The 18,124-nt window shown below is 71.8% G+C and carries 17 protein-coding genes; all 17 read left to right on the top strand.

Annotated features, from left to right (window positions below; genetic code table 11):
- Nucleotides 1-25 precede the first annotated feature (25 nt).
- The 17 genes from argS (at nucleotide 26) to MOPEL_RS00750 (ending at nucleotide 18,063) form a co-directional block, all read left to right on the top strand.
- Entirely contained in the window at nucleotides 26-1,759 is a 1,734-nt protein-coding gene (gene argS, locus MOPEL_RS00830) for an arginine--tRNA ligase (protein ID WP_009480945.1), read from the top strand.
- On the top strand, nucleotides 1,756-3,066 hold the full coding sequence (locus MOPEL_RS00825) for a DALR anticodon-binding domain-containing protein (RefSeq protein ID WP_009480944.1): 1,311 nt from the start codon (nucleotides 1,756-1,758) through the stop codon (nucleotides 3,064-3,066). Before argS ends, MOPEL_RS00825 begins: the two co-directional genes overlap by 4 nt.
- A gap of 266 nt (nucleotides 3,067-3,332) precedes the next feature.
- Complete coding sequence (gene lysA / locus MOPEL_RS00820; RefSeq protein ID WP_040632250.1) at nucleotides 3,333-4,754, top strand: diaminopimelate decarboxylase; 1,422 nt, start codon at nucleotides 3,333-3,335, stop codon at nucleotides 4,752-4,754.
- A 278-nt stretch (nucleotides 4,755-5,032) separates the two neighbouring features.
- Complete coding sequence (locus tag MOPEL_RS00815) at nucleotides 5,033-6,367, top strand: homoserine dehydrogenase (RefSeq protein ID WP_009480942.1); 1,335 nt, start codon at nucleotides 5,033-5,035, stop codon at nucleotides 6,365-6,367.
- On the top strand, nucleotides 6,364-7,380 hold the full coding sequence (gene thrB, locus MOPEL_RS00810) for a homoserine kinase (RefSeq protein ID WP_009480941.1): 1,017 nt from the start codon (nucleotides 6,364-6,366) through the stop codon (nucleotides 7,378-7,380). Before MOPEL_RS00815 ends, thrB begins: the two co-directional genes overlap by 4 nt.
- 286 nt (nucleotides 7,381-7,666) lie before the next feature.
- Nucleotides 7,667-9,667, top strand: a complete 2,001-nt coding sequence (gene rho / locus MOPEL_RS00805; protein WP_009480940.1) for a transcription termination factor Rho — start codon at nucleotides 7,667-7,669, stop codon at nucleotides 9,665-9,667.
- A 536-nt stretch (nucleotides 9,668-10,203) separates the two neighbouring features.
- Nucleotides 10,204-10,419, top strand: coding sequence for a 50S ribosomal protein L31 (gene rpmE, locus MOPEL_RS00800; protein ID WP_009480939.1), 216 nt, complete (start codon nucleotides 10,204-10,206; stop codon nucleotides 10,417-10,419).
- A 104-nt stretch (nucleotides 10,420-10,523) separates the two neighbouring features.
- Entirely contained in the window at nucleotides 10,524-11,639 is a 1,116-nt protein-coding gene (prfA, locus tag MOPEL_RS00795; protein ID WP_083841680.1) for a peptide chain release factor 1, read from the top strand.
- Nucleotides 11,636-12,574: a peptide chain release factor N(5)-glutamine methyltransferase gene (gene prmC / locus MOPEL_RS00790; RefSeq protein ID WP_009480937.1), complete on the top strand. Its 939-nt coding sequence runs from the start codon at nucleotides 11,636-11,638 to the stop codon at nucleotides 12,572-12,574. Before prfA ends, prmC begins: the two co-directional genes overlap by 4 nt.
- 10 nt (nucleotides 12,575-12,584) lie before the next feature.
- Nucleotides 12,585-13,367, top strand: a complete 783-nt coding sequence (locus MOPEL_RS00785) for an L-threonylcarbamoyladenylate synthase (protein ID WP_009480936.1) — start codon at nucleotides 12,585-12,587, stop codon at nucleotides 13,365-13,367.
- 9 nt (nucleotides 13,368-13,376) lie between these two features.
- On the top strand, nucleotides 13,377-14,477 hold the full coding sequence (locus MOPEL_RS00780) for a glycosyltransferase family 4 protein (protein ID WP_009480935.1): 1,101 nt from the start codon (nucleotides 13,377-13,379) through the stop codon (nucleotides 14,475-14,477).
- Nucleotides 14,478-14,596: 119 nt separating this feature from the next.
- Complete coding sequence (locus MOPEL_RS00775) at nucleotides 14,597-15,085, top strand: hypothetical protein (protein WP_141631094.1); 489 nt, start codon at nucleotides 14,597-14,599, stop codon at nucleotides 15,083-15,085.
- Nucleotides 15,082-15,420 (top strand): AtpZ/AtpI family protein, encoded by a 339-nt coding sequence (locus MOPEL_RS00770; protein ID WP_009480933.1) that lies wholly within the window; start codon nucleotides 15,082-15,084, stop codon nucleotides 15,418-15,420. The genes MOPEL_RS00775 and MOPEL_RS00770 overlap by 4 nt, the downstream gene beginning before the upstream one ends.
- Entirely contained in the window at nucleotides 15,417-16,238 is an 822-nt protein-coding gene (atpB, locus tag MOPEL_RS00765) for a F0F1 ATP synthase subunit A (protein ID WP_009480932.1), read from the top strand. The genes MOPEL_RS00770 and atpB overlap by 4 nt, the downstream gene beginning before the upstream one ends.
- 88 nt (nucleotides 16,239-16,326) lie before the next feature.
- A complete protein-coding gene (locus tag MOPEL_RS00760) occupies nucleotides 16,327-16,521 on the top strand; it encodes an ATP synthase F0 subunit C (protein ID WP_009480931.1) in 195 nt (64 codons plus the stop codon).
- Between the two features lie 79 nt (nucleotides 16,522-16,600).
- Complete coding sequence (locus tag MOPEL_RS00755; protein WP_009480930.1) at nucleotides 16,601-17,251, top strand: F0F1 ATP synthase subunit B; 651 nt, start codon at nucleotides 16,601-16,603, stop codon at nucleotides 17,249-17,251.
- On the top strand, nucleotides 17,251-18,063 hold the full coding sequence (locus MOPEL_RS00750) for a F0F1 ATP synthase subunit delta (RefSeq protein ID WP_009480929.1): 813 nt from the start codon (nucleotides 17,251-17,253) through the stop codon (nucleotides 18,061-18,063). The genes MOPEL_RS00755 and MOPEL_RS00750 overlap by 1 nt, the downstream gene beginning before the upstream one ends.
- Nucleotides 18,064-18,124: the final 61 nt, after the last annotated feature.

Below are 18,124 nucleotides of genomic sequence, written 5' to 3'. Positions count from 1 at the left end.
GGTGTGGGGCTCTAGACTCGTGTCCATGGTTGCTCCGGTCGACGTCATCGCCCCCAAGGTCTCCGCTGCGATCGCCGAGGCGCTCGGCGACGCCTACCGCGACGCCGACCCCGTGCTGCGACCCAGTCAATACGCCGACGTGCAGGTCAACGCCGCGCTCGCGCTCGCCAAGAAGGCGGGTGCGAAGCCACGTGACCTCGCCCAGCAGATCGTCTCCCACCTCGACCTGTCGCAGGAGTGCTCCTCGGTCGAGGTGAGCGGGCCGGGCTTCCTCAATCTCACGTTCCGCGAGGAGTGGCTGTCTTCCCTCGTCGGCGACCTCGCAGCGGACCCGCGGCTCGGCGTGCCCGTCGAGGAGCGGCAGAACATCCCGATCGACTACTCGGCCCCCAACGTCGCCAAGGAGATGCACGTCGGGCACCTCCGCACGACGATCGTCGGCGACTGTCTCGCCCGCACCCTCGAACACCTCGGCCACCACGTCGTCCGCCAGAACCATGTCGGCGACTGGGGCACCCCGTTCGGGATGCTCGTCGAGCACCTCCTCGACGTCGGCGAGGACTCGCCCGAGGCGCACGTCGTCGAGACCGACCCCAACGCCTTCTACCAGGCCGCCCGCGTCAAGTTCGACTCCGACCCCGACTTCGCGACGCGGTCCCGCGCGCGTGTCGTCAAGCTCCAGGCGGGCGACCCCGAGACGCTGCGGCTGTGGAATCGGCTCTACGACCTGTCGAAGTCGTACTTCAACAAGGTGTACGCCAAGCTCGGCGTCACCCTCACCGACGCCGACCTCGCGGGCGAGTCGACCTACAACGACATGCTTCCCGGCATCTGCGCCGATCTCGAGGACAAGGGCATCGCGACGATGGACGACGGCGCGCTCGTCGTCTTCCTTCCCGGTTTCACCGGGCGCGACGACCGGCCGGTGCCGCTGTTCATCCGCAAGTCCGACGGCGGGTATGGCTACGGCACGACCGATGTCGCCACGGTCAAGCATCGCATCGAGGAGCTCCACGCCGACCGCATCCTCTACGTCATCGGCGTGACCCAGAGCCTCCACCTCGAGATGGTGTACGAGACGGCCCGCCGGGCGGGGTACCTGCCCGAGGACGTCGAGGTCGTCCACGTCAGGATCGGGTCGGTCCTCGGTGACGACCGCAAGATCCTCAAGACCCGCTCCGGTGCGCCTCTGCGGCTCATGTACCTCCTCGACGAGGCGGTCGACCACGCCCGCAAGTACGTGGACGAGGCGCGGCCCGAGCTGCCCGAGGACGTCCGCGCCGACCTCGCCCGCCAGGTGGGCATCGGCGCCGTCAAGTATGCCGACCTCTCCGTCGCGCACGACTCGGACTACGTCTTCGACCTCGACCGCATGCTCGCCCTGACCGGCAACACGGGCCCGTACCTGCAGTACGCGGCGGCCCGCATCCGGTCGATCTTCCGCGGTATCGAGGCCGCGCCCGACCCGGCGGCGTCGCCGATCATGCTCACCGAGCGGGCCGAGCGGGAGCTCGCCATGCGGCTCCTCGAGTTCGGTCGCACGGTCGCGCAGGTCGGCGCGATCTACGAGCCGCACCGCCTGTGCACGTACCTCTTCGAGCTCGCCCAGAGCTTCTCGAGCTTCTACGAGAACTGCCCGGTCCTCAAGGCCGACTCCGAGGAGGTGCGGGCGAGCCGTCTCGCGCTGTGCGCCCTCACCCTCCAGGTCATGGTCACAGGCCTCGACCTCCTCGGCATGGAGGCCCCGGAGCAGATGTGACGCCGGCAGAACTCACCGACGCGCTGCGCCGCGTCCTCGCCGATCTCGGTGGGGGCGCGGCGCAGCGTCGTGTCGACCCCCGGTGGCGGCGGCCTCGTGCGGAGGTCGGCGGGGACTGGTCGACGGGGGTCGCCCTCGAACTCGCGCGGGAGGCCGGACGTCCGGCGCCCGTCCTCGCCGGGGAGTTCGCCCGCGCGCTCACGGCTCTCGAGGGGGTGGCCGACGCGCGCGTGACCGGGCCGGGGTTCCTCACCGTCACCCTCGCCACACCCCACGGGGTCGTCGAGCAGATCGTCGCCGACGGTCCGCGGTGGCTGCACACGGCCGCCTGTGCCGGGAGACGGATCCGGGTGGAGGGCGGGGCCCCGCTCGTCGCCGACGTCCGGGAGTTCCGTGCCGCCGTCCTCGCCGAGAGCCTCCACCGCCTCCTCGCCGCGGCCGGGGCGACGGTGACGCGCGACGAGGCCGGAGCGAACGGCCCCGATCTCCGCCTCGTCACCGACCGGGTCGACGGCTCCACCCTCGAGGGCGACGCCGTGGCGTCACCTCGCCGCCCCGCCCCGATCGAGGTTCCCGTGGCCGAGGTGCGCGTCGGCCCCGTCCGGTTCATCCGCGAGTCGACGAACCCACCGGCGACCGGTGGATCGCCCGCCTCCGCCGGGATCGGCACGCCGGTGAGGGGCGTCGACGCCGCCGGTGCCCCTGGGGAGGACGGGTCCGCCGCTCTCGCGGAGGCCGCGATGCTCGTCGGTGCGGACGCGTTGCGGGTCGGCCTCCTGCGCGTTCCGGCGCGCGAGGGTGCGACGGTCCCCCTCGTGGGGTGGAGCGGGCGGACGGAGGCGAACCCGGCGTTCCGGCTCGTCCACGCCCACGCATGTGCCGTCCGTGAGGCGCGAGTCGCCCGCGAGACGGCGCTGCGGCCGGCCGGCCCCACCCTCCCGCACCCTGGGGGCCCCGTGGAGTTCGGCACAGGAGTGGAGGAACGACCCGGCCGTGACGTGGCGCCCGGCCGGGTCGAGAAGCGTGTCGGCAGCTGCGGGGCCGCCGCGTCCGACGCCGATCGAGACGGTCCACTCCTGGCCCTCCTCATCGATGCCCCGCGCGTCGCCGGGCAGGCGGCGCTCATGCTCGCGCCGGAGCTCCTCCTCCGTCACCTCGACGCGGTCGCGACGGAGTTCGCGGCGGTCCACCCCATGTCTCCGGGCCGGCGCGGGACCGACGCGCGGGCGCGCCTCGCGGAGGCGACCGCCGTCGTCCTCCGTGCGGGTCTCGACCTCCTCGACGTCGAGGTCCCGACGCCGCTCTGAGCGGAACGGCGGGGCCCACGCACCACGCGGGGACTGCGCGCCGTGTCGACAGGTGTGCCGGGGCGGGTCTCCACCGCGGACTCGTCGTCCCAGCGAGCGGACTTCGGTTTCACGACATGGACGCCCCGGCGCGGCCCCGCAGGTCACCGCCATGCTGGTCCGCGGTCGATCGCCGCGAGGTCCCTCCCGGACCGCGCGCGGCCGACCGGACGACGTGTACGCGGGTGGACATGCCCGGCCGGGAACGACGAGGAGACGAGATGACGATGCGTCCGCACGAGGCCGGAGCCCTCCACGCCGACGGGTACGGGGCGGCCCCGCAGTGGCTGCCGTACCCGGCCGACGTCAACGCCCTCCTGCCGCAGCTGTGGCCGGAGGGGGCCCACCGCGACGCGGGGGGGCGGATCGTCGTGGGTGGGGTGCCCGCGGCGGAGATCGCCGAGGAGTTCGGCACGCCCGCCTACGTCGTCGACGAGACCGAGTTCCGGCGCCGGGCGAGGGCGTTCGTCGACGACTTCGCGGCCGGATTCGCCGCCGCCGGTGTCAGCCTCGACGTCTACTACGCCGGTAAGGCGTTCCTCTGCACCCAGGTCGCGCGGTGGGTGGAGGAGGAGGGGCTCTCCCTCGACGTCTGCTCCGGGGGTGAGTTCGCCGTCGCGCGTCGCGTCGGCTTCCCGGGGGAGCGCCTCGAGATGCACGGCAACAACAAGAGCGCGGCCGAGATCGAGGACGCGCTCCGCTACGGCGTCGGCCGCATCGTCATGGACTCCTTCGACGAGATCGACCGCGTCGCCCGCATCGCCACCGACCTCGGCGTCGTCGCGCCGGTGATGCTCCGCGTCACCGTCGGCGTCGAGGCGCACACGCACGAGTTCATCGCGACGGCCCACGAGGACCAGAAGTTCGGGTTCTCCCTCACCGGCGGGCAGGCGGCCCGGGCCGTGGAGCGGACCCTCGCCCACGACTCCCTCGACCTGCGTGGCCTGCACAGCCACATCGGCAGCCAGATCTTCGACACCGCGGGCTTCGAGGTCGCGGCACGTCGCCTCCTCGGCCTCCACGCGCAGGTCGCGCGTGAGCACGGGCACCACATGCCCGAGCTCGACCTCGGCGGCGGCTTCGGTATCGCCTACACGAGTGAGAACACCCCCCTCGAGACCGGCGAGCTCGGTGCGCGTCTCGCGGCGATCGTCGCGGGGGAGTGCGAACGCGAGGGCCTCGACGTGCCCGCCGTGTCGATCGAGCCGGGCCGGGCGATCGCCGGCCCCTCGGGTTACACGCTCTACGAGGTCGGCACGGTCAAGGAGGTCGCCCTCGACGGCGGCGCGCACCGCACGTACGTCTCGGTCGACGGCGGCATGAGCGACAACGCCCGCACCGCCCTCTACGGCGCCGACTACTCGGTGACGACGGCCAACCGCGCGGGGGAGGGTGAGCCGATGATCTCCCGCGTCGTCGGAAAGCACTGCGAGAGCGGCGACATCGTCGTCATGGACGAGTACCTCCCCGCCGATCTGCGCCCTGGCGACCTGCTCGCGGTGCCGGGTACGGGCGCCTACTGCCGGGCCCTGTCGAGCCAGTACAACCACGTGCCGCGGCCGCCGGTCGTCGCCGTCCGCGACGGTGTGGCGCGGGCGATCGTGCGTCGGGAGACGATCGACGACATCCTCGCGCTCGACGTCGACTGACGGCCTCGTCCCCGTACGGGTGGCGGGGGTGGGCGACGAGCGGACGACGGGTCGATCGTTGCCGTGGGAACGCGGCTCGTGAGCAGGGCCGACGGCTCCGGCGGAGGGCCGTGGACCGCCCGCCGCGGCGTCCCCCGACGCCCGACGGTGCCCTGCCGGACCCTGGTCGACGGCGGGACCGACGCGACACACCGGGTTTCGTGATGCGGACTCCGCGCGATCCACGATGTGGCACAGGGCAGGATGGAGGGGTGACTGTCGAGCCCCAGGACGAAGGAATGTCGGTGAACGCGAAGCACGAAGCCCGCGAGGAGACCCCGCTGAGGGTGGCACTGCTCGGATGCGGTGTCGTCGGCGCCTCCGTCGCCCGACTGCTCGTGGAGGGGCGTGACGACTTCGCCGCGCGCATCGGTCGTCCCCTCGACGTCGTCGGCGTGGCCGTCCGACGTCTCGGCCGCGACCGCAGGGACACGGGTCTGCCCGACGAGCTGTTCACGACCGATGCCGAGGAGCTCGTCACCCGCGCCGACATCGTCGTCGAGGTCATCGGCGGCATCGAGCCCGCGCGTTCCCTCATCCTCCGCGCGTTCGAGCACGGCGCGAGCGTCGTCACCGCGAACAAGGCGCTCCTCGCCGAGGACGGCCCGCGGCTCTACGAGGCGGCCCGCGCCCACGGCGTCGACCTCTACTACGAGGCCTCGGTCGCCGGTGCGATCCCGCTCCTGCGCCCCCTGCGCGAGTCGCTCGCGGGCGACGACGTGCGCACGGTGCTCGGCATCGTCAACGGCACGACGAACTACGTCCTCGACAAGATGGACTCCACGGGGCAGGGCTTCGCCGAGGCCGTCGAGCAGGCGCAGGCGCTCGGGTACGCCGAGGCCGACCCCACGGCCGACGTCGAGGGCTTCGACGCGGCGGCGAAGGCGGCGATCCTCGCCTCCCTCGCATTCCACAGCCGGGTGACGGCCCCGGACGTCTACCGCGAGGGCATCAGCGAGGTCACGGCTTCCGACGTGCGTGCCGCGGCCGAGATGGACTGCGTCGTCAAGCTCCTCGCCATCTGCGAGCGTCAGCAGCGCGAGGACGGTGGCCAGGGCATCTCCGTCCGCGTCCACCCCGCGATGATCCCGAGGAGTCACCCGCTCGCGAGCGTCCGTGAGGCGTTCAACGCCGTGTTCGTCGAGGCAGAGGCTGCCGGCGAGCTCATGTTCTACGGCCCCGGCGCCGGTGGCGACCCCACGGCATCGGCCGTACTCGGCGACGTCGTCGCGGTCGCCCGGCACCGCGTCGGCGGCGGGCTCGGCCCCGCCGAGAGCGCGTACGCCGACCTACCCGTCCTGCCGATGGGGCAGACGCGCACCCGCTACTACCTCAGCCTCGACGTCGCCGACCGGCCGGGCGTCCTCGCCCAGGTCGCCGAGGCGTTCTCCCGGCACGGGGTGTCGATCCAGCAGGTCCGTCAGACCGTCGCCGCCGACGACCGTTCCTCGGCCGAGCTCGTCATCGTCACCCACCGCGCCACCGACGAGGCCCTCGGAGCCACGGTGCGCGAGATCGGTGACCTCGACGTCGTCGTCGGCGTCTCCTCGGTCATGCGGGTGGAGGGGGAGTGAGCCTGCGCCCCGGCGCGGCCGTCGACGTGCGGGTGCCCGCGAGTTCGGCCAACCTCGGTCCGGGATTCGACTCGATCGGACTCGCGCTGGGGGTGTTCGACGACTACCGCGCGATCGTGCGCGAGGAGCCCGGGCTCGTCGTCGACCTCGGCGAGGACGCCCAGGGGGTCCCCGTGGACGAGACTCACCTCGTCGTCGCGACCCTCCTCCGGTGCCTCGACGCGCTCGGGGAGGAGCGGCCTGCGGGTCTCGAACTCGTGTGCCGCAACACGATCCGCATGGGGCGCGGCATGGGGAGCTCTGCGGCCGCGATCGTCGCCGGCGCGGCGCTCGCCGACGCCCTGCGTCGTGGCGAGGCATCCGCGGCCGAGCCCGGCACGGAGATCCCTCTCGACCTCGCGTTCGTCGGTGATGTCGCCGCCGCGCTCGAGGGGCACCCCGACAATTCCTCCGCGAGTGTCTTCGGTGGGATGACGGTCTCCTGGGTCGAGGACGACGTCGCACCGCACGCCGGGCCGTGGCCGCGGGTGCACACGACGTGCCTCACGCCCCACCCCGACGTCGAGCCGGTCGTCCTCGTGCCGACGAGCCGCCTCTCGACGCACACCGCCCGCGCGGCGCTGCCCGCGCAGGTCCCGCACGCGCACGCGGCGCTCAACGCGGCCCGTGCCGCGCTCCTCACGCACGCGCTCACGAGCGAGCCCGCCTCGCTCCTTCCCGCGACCCGCGACTGGCTCCACCAGGAGCAGCGCCGCGAGGCCTACGCCGAGTCGATGGCGCTCGTCGACGCCCTGCGCGAGCAGGGGCACGCCGCGGCGATCTCCGGCGCGGGGCCGAGCGTCCTCGTCCTCGCGACCCGTGCCGCCGCGGCCGACCTGCAGGCCCCCGAAGGGGGTGCGACGACGTGGCAGTGTCTGCGGCCTGGTGTTCCATCGGTGGGCGTGGTGGCCGTGCGTGCTACATTGGGGGCGTCTCTCGGGGAGCGCGCGGCTGTGCGCCGGGTCGATCTGTGACGATCACGTAGTCGAGATCCATCAGCGACGATCCGGCCTCGGCCCGAACGATCGGTTCGATCCCTTCCACCGGTCCCGCCGGCTCGAAGTCCCCCGCTCCCGTGGATGCAGTACCCGTCGTCGACCAGCCGTCCTCTCCACGAACGCCTCCTCCGAGGCCTCGACGAGGACTGCCGTCTCACGACTCCATGACCTCTTTCGGGCGCCGCCGTGGCACACGGGGCGCCGGGAGGTACCGACTCTCCCTACCTCGAACGCCCTACGGGCCTCGGGGGGAAGGACCCACGTGACCGACACCACCGAGCTCACAGGCGCCCCCGAACCGGCGAAGCGCCGTGGCCTCACTGCGATGCGTCTCGCCGAACTCCAGGAAGTCGCGGCCGGTCTCGGCATTCCCGGCACCGCGAAGATGCGCAAGGGTGACCTCATCACCGCGATCCGTGAACGCCAGGGCGGGGCGGCCTCCCGCTCCCACTCGCCGGCGACGACGGACGCGCCGAGCGCCTCCGAGACGACGCAGAGCGAACGCCCCGCCCGCCGCAGCCGCCGCGCCACGACCGGCGTGACCACGCCCGAGGCGCGTAACGAGCAGCAGGAGCAGACACCGCAGAACCGCGGCGAGAGCGCCGACCGGCCTCACGACTCCGCCTCCGGCACGTCCGAGGGACGCGACCGTTCCGAGCGTCGCGACGAGCGCGACTCCCACCGGGACGACCGTGGCGACCGCGACGACCGTGGCGGCCGGAATGACGGTGGCGACCGGAACGACCGCAACGACCGTGGCGGCCGGAATGACGGTGGCGACCGGAACGACCGCAACGACCGTGGCGGCCGGAATGACGGTGGCGACCGGAACGACCGTGGCGACCGCAACGACCGGAACGACCGTGGCGCTCGCAACGACCGTGGCGCTCGCAACGACCGTGGCGACCGGAACGACCGCAACGACCGTGGGGACCACGACGACCGTGGTGACCGAAGCAACCGTGGTGACCGGCACGACCGTGGCGACGAGGAGAGCGGCGGGCGTCGCCGTCGCAACCGTCAGCGCAGCCGCGACCGCAAGCGTCGGGGCAACCGGGGCCAGGGCGGCGGCTACGACGATGTGCAGGACGTCGAGCAGCACGTCGGTTCCGACGACGTGCTCGTGCCCGTCGCCGGTGTCCTCGAGCTGAGCGACAACGCCGCGTTCGTCCGTACGAGCGGGTACCTGCCGGGTGCGAACGACGTCTACGTGCCGATGAACATGGTGAAGAAGAACGGGCTTCGCAAGGGTGACGCCGTCACCGGTGCGGTCCGGGCGCTGCGTGACGGCGAGCAGCTGCCGGCGCGTCAGAAGTTCAACGCGCTCGTGCGCCTCGACACCGTCAACGGCATGACGCCGGAGGAGGCGAAGAAGCGCGTCGAGTTCGGCAAGCTCACCCCGCTCTACCCGCAGCAGCGGCTGCGCCTCGAGACCGAGCCGAACATCTACACGACGCGGATCATCGACCTCGTCGCCCCGATCGGCAAGGGTCAGCGTGGTCTCATCGTCGCCCCGGCGAAGGCCGGCAAGACGATGGTGATGCAGGCCGTCGCCAACGCGATCAGCGCGAACAACCCCGAATGCCACCTCATGGTCGTCCTCGTCGACGAGCGGCCCGAGGAGGTCACCGACATGCAGCGGGCGGTCAAGGGCGAGGTCATCTCCTCGACGTTCGACCGTCCGGCGTCCGACCACACGACGGTCGCCGAGCTCGCGATCGAGCGCGCCAAGCGTCTCGTCGAGATGGGGCACGACGTCGTCGTCCTCCTCGACTCGATCACCAAGCTCGGCCGCGCCTACAACCTCGCCGCCCCGGCGAGCGGTCGCATCATGTCCGGTGGTGTCGACTCGAGTGCCCTCTACCCGCCGAAGCGGTTCTTCGGCGCGGCCCGCAACATCGAGCACGGCGGATCGCTCACGATCCTCGCGACCGCGCTCGTCGAGACGGGCTCGAAGATGGACGAGGTCATCTTCGAGGAGTTCAAGGGCACCGGAAACATGGAGCTCAAGCTCGACCGTCAGCTCGCCAACCGTCGGATCTTCCCGGCGGTCGACGTCAACGCCTCGGGTACGCGGCGCGAGGAGATCCTCCTCGCCCCCGACGAGCTCAAGATCATGTGGAAGCTCCGCCGGGTGCTCGCCGCGCTCGACCAGCAGCAGGGCATCGAGCTGCTCATCGACCGTCTCAAGAAGACGAAGAGCAATGCGGAGTTCCTCATGCAGGTGCACCAGACGTCGAACATCAAGCTCGACGACGACTGATCGGTCGTGAGTCCGGGCGTCTCGTCACGGGCACGCCGACGTCGTGAGGCCCCTCCCGATGCGGAGGGGCCTCACGCGTGTCCTGGGGCCCGCGACCGTCGCGATCGAGGATCGACGAGCGCGCTTCCCCGCACGGGGGCGTCTCCGACCTGGGCGTTCGCCTGCAGGGGGAGGTCGTGGTCGTCGTTCGCCGCGGTCGCAGTGGAGCCCGGCGGGAAGGTCGAGCGGTCCCCGTCACCGCGGGCGGCCAGGGATGAGGCCGCAAGGGGTACGAGCCGGCCTCGACGGAATAGGGGGACGGGCGCGCACGTTCTCCCCTACGACGAAGCTGCGGTGACCCACTCCGGTGGCCCCGGCATGCGGCTCCGGCCGCATCCGGTCCCCCCCCCTGGGATTGGGCCCGCACCCTCCGTCGTGGCATGATTGACCGCTGGCTCCCGGTTCACGCACGACCGCTCTGTGGGGCGGCCCGGAGACCACCCGATCCGCGGGTGGCCCCTGCGACCCGGAAGACCCACACGCGACAGGAGATCACCGTGCAGAAGAACATCCACCCCGACTACGTCGAGACGACCGTGACGTGCACCTGTGGCAACACGTTCGTCACGCGCAGCACCGCCACGAGCGGCCGCATCAACGCCGACGTCTGCAGCCAGTGCCACCCGTTCTACACGGGCAAGCAGAAGATCCTCGACACCGGTGGTCGCGTCGCCCGCTTCGAGAAGCGCTACGGCAAGAAGGCCGGCAAGTAAGTCGGTCCACGAACGCCGACCTCCCTTCGGGGAGGTCGGCGTTCCGTCGTTCCGGGGGTTCGTCGAGGGTCGTGCCGTGGGTGCCGGCCGGAGGTGGGTGAGTGATGTCCGCGTCGTCCGAGGCCGACGAGGCGCTGCTGTCGTCGGCGCGCCCGGTGATCGCCGAGCACGAGGACTGCGAGGCGGCGCTTTCCGATCCCGAGGTGCTCGCCGATCCGGTGCGGGTGCGGCGGATCAACAAACGGTACGCGGCGCTCGCGCCGGTCGTCGCCGCCTATCACGCCCTCCTCGCCGTCGACGACGATCTCGGGGCGGCACGTGAGCTGGGTGCGGACGACGCGTCGTTCGCCGAGGAGGTCCCCGGTCTCGAGGCGGCGCGGGCGGAGGCCGCCGAACGACTGCGCGTGCTGCTCCTGCCGCGTGACCCCGACGACGACCGCGACGTCATCCTCGAGGTCAAGGCGGGGGAGGGCGGCGAGGAGTCGGCCCTCTTCGCCGGTGACCTCGTGCGCATGTACCTCCGTTACGCCGAGCGTCGTGGCTGGTCGGCGCAGGTGATGGACGCGACGGAGTCCGACCTCGGCGGGTACAAGGACGTCAAGGTCGCCGTCAAGGCGAAGGGTACGCCGGGGCCGGGGGAGGCCCCGTGGGCGCGACTCAAGTACGAAGGGGGCGTCCACCGCGTCCAGCGCGTACCCGTCACCGAGAGCCAGGGGCGGATCCACACGTCCGCGGCGGGTGTCCTCGTGCTCCCCGAGGTCGAGGACGAGGGCGAGGTGGAGATCGGCCCGAACGACCTCCGCATCGACGTCTACCGCAGCTCCGGCCCGGGCGGGCAGAGCGTCAACACGACCGACTCGGCCGTCCGCATCACGCACCTGCCCACCGGCATCGTCGTGTCGTGCCAGAACGAGAAGAGCCAGCTCCAGAACAAGGAGTCGGCGCTGCGCGTGCTGCGGGCCCGGCTCCTCCAGGCGCAACGCGACGCGGCCGAGGCCGAGGCGAGCGCCGCCCGTCGCAGCCAGGTGCGCACGCTCGACCGCAGCGAGCGCATCCGCACGTACAACTTCCCCGAGAACCGCATCGCCGACCACCGCACGGGGTTCAAGGCCTACAACCTCGACGGGGTGCTCGACGGCGACCTCGACCCGGTCGTCTCCTCCGCCGTGGACGCCGACGAGGCGGCCCGCATGGCCGCGCTCGTCGACGGGTCGTCGTGAGCACTCCCGGGTCGGGGGCCGGCGCCGAGGCCGCGCCGCAGGAGGTGGGTGCGCCCCTCGCCGAGGTCCTCCGGCACACCCGTTCGCGTCTCGTCGAGGCCGGGGTGGCCTCGCCGCACGCGGACGCCCACTCCCTTCTCGCGTTCGTCCTCGAGATCGACACGGGCGAGCTCCAGCGTCGCGCGGTCCTCGGGCGGCGGTTCCCGGCGGACCTCGCGCCTCGTTTCGCCGCGCTCCTCGACCGCCGCTGCGCGCGCGAACCGCTCCAGCACCTCACCGGCACCGCGCCCTTCCGCAGACTCGACCTCGCCGTCGGGCCGGGCGTGTTCGTGCCGCGCCCCGAGACGGAGACCGTCGCCGACCTCGCCATCGCCGCCTGCGCCGGAATCGACCGTCCCGTCGTCGTCGACCTCTGCACGGGCTCGGGCGCGCTCGCGCTCGCGATCGCCGACGAGGTCCCCGGCTCGCGGGTCCACGCCGTCGAGACGTCGTCGGAGGCCCTGCCCTGGGCGCGACGCAACATCGCGGGGACGGGCCTGCCAGTCACCCTCCACGACGACGACGTCACCGGCGACCTCCCCACCGTCGCTCCGCTGCGCGGCACCGTCGACGTCGTCGTGAGCAACCCGCCCTACATCCCCCCGGGTGCGATCCCCGTCGACGCCGAGGTCGCCCGCCACGACCCGCCCCGGGCGCTGTACGGCGGGGGAGACGACGGCCTCGAGATCCCTCGGGCCGTCGCCCACGCCGCGGCGCCCCTCCTCCGCCCCGGCGGGGTCCTCGTCATGGAACACGCCGACGTGCAGTCCGACGCGCTCGTCGCCCATCTCCGCGCCGGCGAGGCCTGGACGGACGTCACCGCCCACACCGACCTCACCGACCGGCCACGCGCCGTGCGCGCACGCCGCACCGACGCATCCGGTCGGGCCTCCTAGACTGCGCATCATGAGCCCCGTCATCGACTGTCACGACGACGCGGGGCGCGAGGAGGGTCTGCGCGCGGCCGCCGACGCCGTCCGCGCCGGCCGTCTCGTCGTCCTCCCCACCGACACCGTGTACGGCATCGGCGCCGACGCCTTCGACGCCGCCGCGGTCGCCTCGCTCCTCGAGGCCAAGGGCCGCGGGCGGGAGATGCCGCCGCCGGTCCTCGTGCCCAGCCCCCGCACCGTCGACGGTCTCGCCACCGCCGTGCCCGACTATGCGCGGCGTCTCGTCGACCACTACTGGCCCGGGGCGCTCACGCTCGTGCTCCGCGCGCAGGCCTCCCTCATGTGGGATCTCGGCGAGACCAACGGCACCGTCGCCGTACGGATGCCCGACAACCCCCTCGCCCTCCAGCTCCTCGCCGAGACGGGCCCGATGGCCGTCACGAGCGCCAACCGCCACGGCGAACCGCCGGCCCGCACCGTCGTCGAGGCCGCGACGCAGCTCGGCCCGAGCGTCACCGTCTACCTCGACGGCGGCCGCAGCAGCGACGGGGAGGCGTCGACGATCGTCGACTGCACCGGCGACGTACCCGTCGTCCTCCGCCACGGCGCGATCCCCGAGGAGGAGATCCGCGAGTTCCTCGCGGCGTCCGACAGGGAGCCCGAGGGCGAGTGGGCCGACGTGAACGACGCCGATCTGCCCGAGGACGCCATGGGTGCCGCGGGCACCCCGGATGTCCCTGCCGAGCGTGTCGAGACGACCGTCAACCCCGACGCGACCCGCCCGACCGGCAAGGACTGAGCCGGGGGGATGCGCGAGTACCTGCTCGTCTTCGTCGTGGCCGCGGCCGTCACGTTCGGCCTCACCCCGCTCGTGCGCGTCGTGGCCGTGCGCATCGGGGCCATGACGGCGGTGCGTGCCCGGGACGTCCACACCGTGCCCGTCCCGCGGCTCGGGGGAGTGGGGATGCTGTTCGGCTTCCTCGCCTCCGTGCTCGTCGCCACCCGTCTCGAGCACCTCTCGCAGATCTTCGCCAACCCCGAGATCCTCGGCATCTGCCTCGGCGCCGTCCTCATCACCCTCGTCGGCGCGATCGACGACGTACGGGAGCTCGACTGGCTCACGAAGCTCGCGGGGCAGATCATCGCGGCCGGCGCGATGGCGGGGATGGGCGTGCAGCTCCTCTCGTTGCCGCTGTTCGGTGTCACCGTGCTGCCCGCGCCCGTCCTCATGGCGCTGACGGTCGCGATCGTCATCGTGACGATCAACGCCGTGAACTTCATCGACGGGCTCGACGGCCTCGCCGCGGGCATCGTCGCGATCGCGTCGCTCGCGTTCTTCCTCTACGCCTACCAGCTGTCGTTCCAGTACAACCCGCCGAACGTCTTCTCGACGGCGACGTTCGTCACCGCGGCGCTCCTCGGCTGCTGCCTCGGGTTCCTCCCGCACAACTTCCATCCCGCGCGCCTCTTCATGGGGGACGCAGGTGCGCTCCTCCTCGGCCTGCTCCTGTCGGCCGCGACGATCTCGATGATGGGCAACGTCGACCCCACCGTCGAGGTGAGCCGCAACGCGACGGTGGCGATCGCGCTGCCCATCGCCCTGCCGCTCGCGATCATGTCGATCCCGCTGCTCGACATGACCCTCGCCGTCGTGCGTCGCACCCGCCGGGGCCAGCGCCCCTGGCATCCGGACGCCCAGCACCTCCAGCACCGCATGCTCCACCTCGGACACTCCCATCGGGGCGCGGTGCTCCTCCTCTACCTGTGGGCGGCGATCATCGCGTTCGGCGCGACCTCCTTCGCGTTCGTCAGCGGCCCGCTCCCGCTCCTCGTCATCGCCGTCGGCGTCGTCGCCGCGATCGCCCTCACGGCACGCCTGCCGGAATGGGTGCGCCGTCGCCGCGTGTGATAGTTTCCAAACGCCGACATCGGCACTCCTGCCACCCAGCGCCACCAGCGTCCTCCGACTGCTTTGCCGCAGTAGGGAGTGCGCCCCGGCGTGCTGCCCAGAGTGAGGTTTTCCCCTTCGTGAAGGTCTCGACGACGAGTTCAGCCCCGCGCGGCGTGGCTCCTTCGGGCAACCGTCGCGTCTGGGGACGACTGTTCGTCCTGGGATCCGCCTCGATGCTGGGGCTCGCGCCCCTCGCCTACGGGGTGGGACTCCTCGCCGGTGGCCCGGCGATCGCCACGAGCGCCCTCGCCGGCGTCGGCCTCACTGCCCTCTTCCTCTGCGCCGGGCTCCTCGGCCTACGTCTCGTCCTCGAGGCCCACGAGGCACTCGTCCTGCCCGGAGTGCTGAGCGTCCTCGGATTCCAGGTCCTCGCGCTCCTCGCCCTGTGGACGCAGTCGCAGAAGGCGCCGTCGTCCCTCCCCGCGCTCGACGCCGTCGCCTTCGGGTACGGCGCGCTCGCTGCGGCTCTCCTCTGGCAGGCGTCCCTCGTCGGGGTGCTCATGCACACCCGCCAGCTGCTGTACCCCACCGTCGCCATACCGACGGACGAAGAGGTCGTGCGATGACGCACGACCCCGCGCACGATCCCACCCACGACGCGGTCCGGCACACCGTCCAGGACGACGCCGGAACCGCGGTCACCGCGTACCTCCTGGCGGGCCCGGGCACCTTCGGCCTCATCGGCCACGGGCTCGACCGCCTGTTCCACACCACCTTTCTCGTCGCGCTCGGCGTACTGATCGGCCTCGCTTTGGCGCTATATGTGATCTGGCTTCGGTACGGTGGGTCCGACACCTCCACCAAGGACGTTCCCGGGAGCCAGAGCGCCGCGCCTCACGCCACGGTCCAGACCCCCATCGCGACATCCGCACCCCGTACGACGAATGAGGAGACCACGTGAGTCACGTGCAGGTCGCCGCGTTGCTGCCCGCCTGGGCCGCCGCTTCCGGCAACGGTGAGGGCTTCATCCCGCCGGCCCCGGCCGACTTCTGGCACCCGCTGTTCGGCACGAGCGGGGAGTGGGCGTTCACCCGCCCGATGCTCGTCTCCCTCTGCGTCACGGCCCTGGTGTCCCTCTTCCTCTGGTTCGCCACGCGGCGCGCCTCGGCGGTCCCCACCAAGAGCCAGTTCATGCTCGAGTACGTCTACGACTTCGTCCGCAACGGCGTGGGTCGCGACATGATCGGCGCCCGCGACTTCCGGCAGTTCGTGCCGCTGCTCTTCGCGCTCTTCATGTTCATCTGGGTGAACAACCTGGCCGGTGTCATCCCGCCCTTCCAGAACCCGACCACGGCGCGAATCGGCTTCCCCATCGCCCTCACGCTCGTCGTCTACCTGACGTACCACTTCGTCGGTGTCCGCAAGCACGGCTTCGGTGGCTACTTCAAGAGCCTCGTCCCGAGCGGCCTCCCCGCCTGGATCGTCCCTGCGATCTTCGTGCTGGAGTTCATCACCAAGTTCATCACCCAGCCACTCACGCTCACGCTGCGTCTCTTCGGCAACATGTTCGCCGGGCACATGCTGCTCGTGCTGTTCATCCTCGGTGGCGAGTTCCTCCTCTTCAGCGGTACCGCGTTCAACGCCATCGCCGGCGTCGGGTCGTTCGCCATGGCCATCATCTTCACCCTGTTCGAGGTCCTGATCCAAAGCCTCCAGGCGTACGTCTTCACCCTGCTCACCGCCTCGTACATCCACAGCGCCATCGCCGACGAGCACTGAGCCCACACACTTCACCGTCCGACAACCGCACCACCAAGAACGCTCCACGGGGGAACCCCCCTGCGGACACACCCTGAGAGAGGACCCCATGGAACTCATCGGTTACGGCATCGCCACCCTCGGCCCGGCCCTCGCGATCGGCTGGATCTTCAGCTCGCTCATCAACAGCGTCGCCCGCCAGCCCGAGGCCCGTAACATCCTGCAGCCGCTCGCCATCCTCGGCTTCGCTGTCGCCGAAGCCCTTGCGATCCTCGGCTTCGTCCTGTTCTTCCTCGCACGCTGACGCCCGTCGGTTCATCTCGGCCGACGACACCGGTGCACCCGCGCCGGGGCCATCGACCGACCGGTATTAGGAGAATCACGTGCAGCTCAATCTGATGCACGCAGTCGTGGGTCTCGCCCCCGCTGCGGGCGGCGGTGAGGGCGGGGGCGGCGGTGCCGACGGCACCGCGCTCCCGATCCTGCCGCACACCGGAGAACTCGTCTTCGGCCTCCTGATCTTCGCCGCGTTCTTCGTCTTCGTGCTCAAGGTCGTCGTGCCCCGCATGGAGCGCGCCTACGCCGAGCGCACCGAGGCGATCGAGGGCGACATGGGTCGGGCCGAGCGTGCGCTGGCCGAGGCCGAGGACGCCAAGCGGCGTTACGAGGCCCAGCTCGCAGACGCCCGTACCGAGGCCGCGCACATTCGCGAGGAGGCGCGCGAGCAGGGCGCCGGCATCATCGCGGAGATGCGCAGTGAGGCCCAGGCCGAGGCGGCTCGGATCACCGAGTCCGCGCACAAGCAGATCGAGGCCGAGCGTCAGCAGGCCATGACGAGCCTGCGCGCCGACATCGGTCGCCTGTCGACCGATCTCGCGAGCCGCATCGTCGGGGAGTCCCTCCACGACGAGACCCGCCAGAGCGGGATCGTCGAGCGCTTCCTCGCCGACCTCGAGGCCGGCGACGTCCGGCGTGAGTCCGTCGGCGACGACGCGCCCGGGTCCCTCACGGGTGCCCAGGAGGTCGAGCGCTGATGGACGGCCTCTCGCGTGGTTCGTGGACCGAGTCCGTGCGCGCCCTCAACGAGGCGCTCCCCGGAATCGACGCCCGCACGCTTGCCGGCGAGCTGTTCGCCGTGGGCGAGGCCATCGACGGCAACTCACAGGTCCGCCGTGCCGTGGGTGACCCCTCGCGAGAGGCCGAGCCCAAGCGGGAGCTGGTCCGGCGCCTCTTCGGGGGCCGTATCGCCGAGTCCACGATGGCGGTCCTCGAGACCGTCGTGGGGGGCCGGTGGGCCACCGAACGCGACCTCGTCGACGCACTCGAACGCCTCGGCTTCGAAGCCGTGTTCGCCGCGGCCGAGCAGGACGACGTCGTCGACCGGGTCGAGGACGAGCTGTTCCGCTTCGAGCGTCTCGTCGCCGCCGACAAGGAGTTGGACCGCTCGCTGAGCCGCTCCGACGTCGACGGTCGCCACCGGGCGCAACTCGTCATCGATCTCCTGGCGGGTCGGGCACTGCCCGACACCGTGTGGCTCGCACAACGACCGCTGCTGCACCCCCGTGGGCGCAAGTTCGCGGCCGTGATGGAGGAGCAGTTCGACGTCGTCTCACGACGCCGTGACCAGATGACCGCCGTCGTGACGAGCGCGGTGCCGCTCTCCTGGGAACAGCAGGAGCGGCTCGCCGCCGGTCTCGCCCGGGTGTACGGCCACAAGATGTTCGTCACCGTGGCCGTCGACCCGAGCGTCCTCGGTGGGCTGCGGGTCAAGGTCGGTGGCGAACTCATCGACGGCACCGTGGCCCGACGACTCGAGGACGTACGACGCGCCATGGGCGCGGCCTGACCCGTCCGCCAGGCGGCCCGACGCCGCCGATCATGAACCAGCAGCACACGCTTCTCACCCG

The organism is Mobilicoccus pelagius NBRC 104925 (assembly GCF_000247995.1).
Lineage (GTDB): Bacteria > Actinomycetota > Actinomycetes > Actinomycetales > Dermatophilaceae > Mobilicoccus > Mobilicoccus pelagius.
The sequence above is the reverse complement of the archived record's forward strand: the minus strand, read 5'-3'. Positions and strand labels throughout refer to the sequence as shown.

Bases quoted from the DNA above. Each gene is read 5' to 3' on its own strand.
- prfA (WP_083841680.1), top strand. From the start codon at position 10,524: ATGTCCGCGTCGTCCGAGGCCGACGAGGCGCTGCTGTCGTCGGCGCGC.
- MOPEL_RS00780 (WP_009480935.1), top strand. From the start codon at position 13,377: ATGCGCGAGTACCTGCTCGTCTTCGTCGTGGCCGCGGCCGTCACGTTC.
- MOPEL_RS00770 (WP_009480933.1), top strand. From the start codon at position 15,082: ATGACGCACGACCCCGCGCACGATCCCACCCACGACGCGGTCCGGCAC.
- MOPEL_RS00785 (WP_009480936.1), top strand. From the start codon at position 12,585: ATGAGCCCCGTCATCGACTGTCACGACGACGCGGGGCGCGAGGAGGGT.
- argS (WP_009480945.1), top strand. From the start codon at position 26: ATGGTTGCTCCGGTCGACGTCATCGCCCCCAAGGTCTCCGCTGCGATC.
- MOPEL_RS00815 (WP_009480942.1), top strand. From the start codon at position 5,033: ATGTCGGTGAACGCGAAGCACGAAGCCCGCGAGGAGACCCCGCTGAGG.
- lysA (WP_040632250.1), top strand. From the start codon at position 3,333: ATGCGTCCGCACGAGGCCGGAGCCCTCCACGCCGACGGGTACGGGGCG.
- MOPEL_RS00750 (WP_009480929.1), top strand. From the start codon at position 17,251: ATGGACGGCCTCTCGCGTGGTTCGTGGACCGAGTCCGTGCGCGCCCTC.
- MOPEL_RS00760 (WP_009480931.1), top strand. From the start codon at position 16,327: ATGGAACTCATCGGTTACGGCATCGCCACCCTCGGCCCGGCCCTCGCG.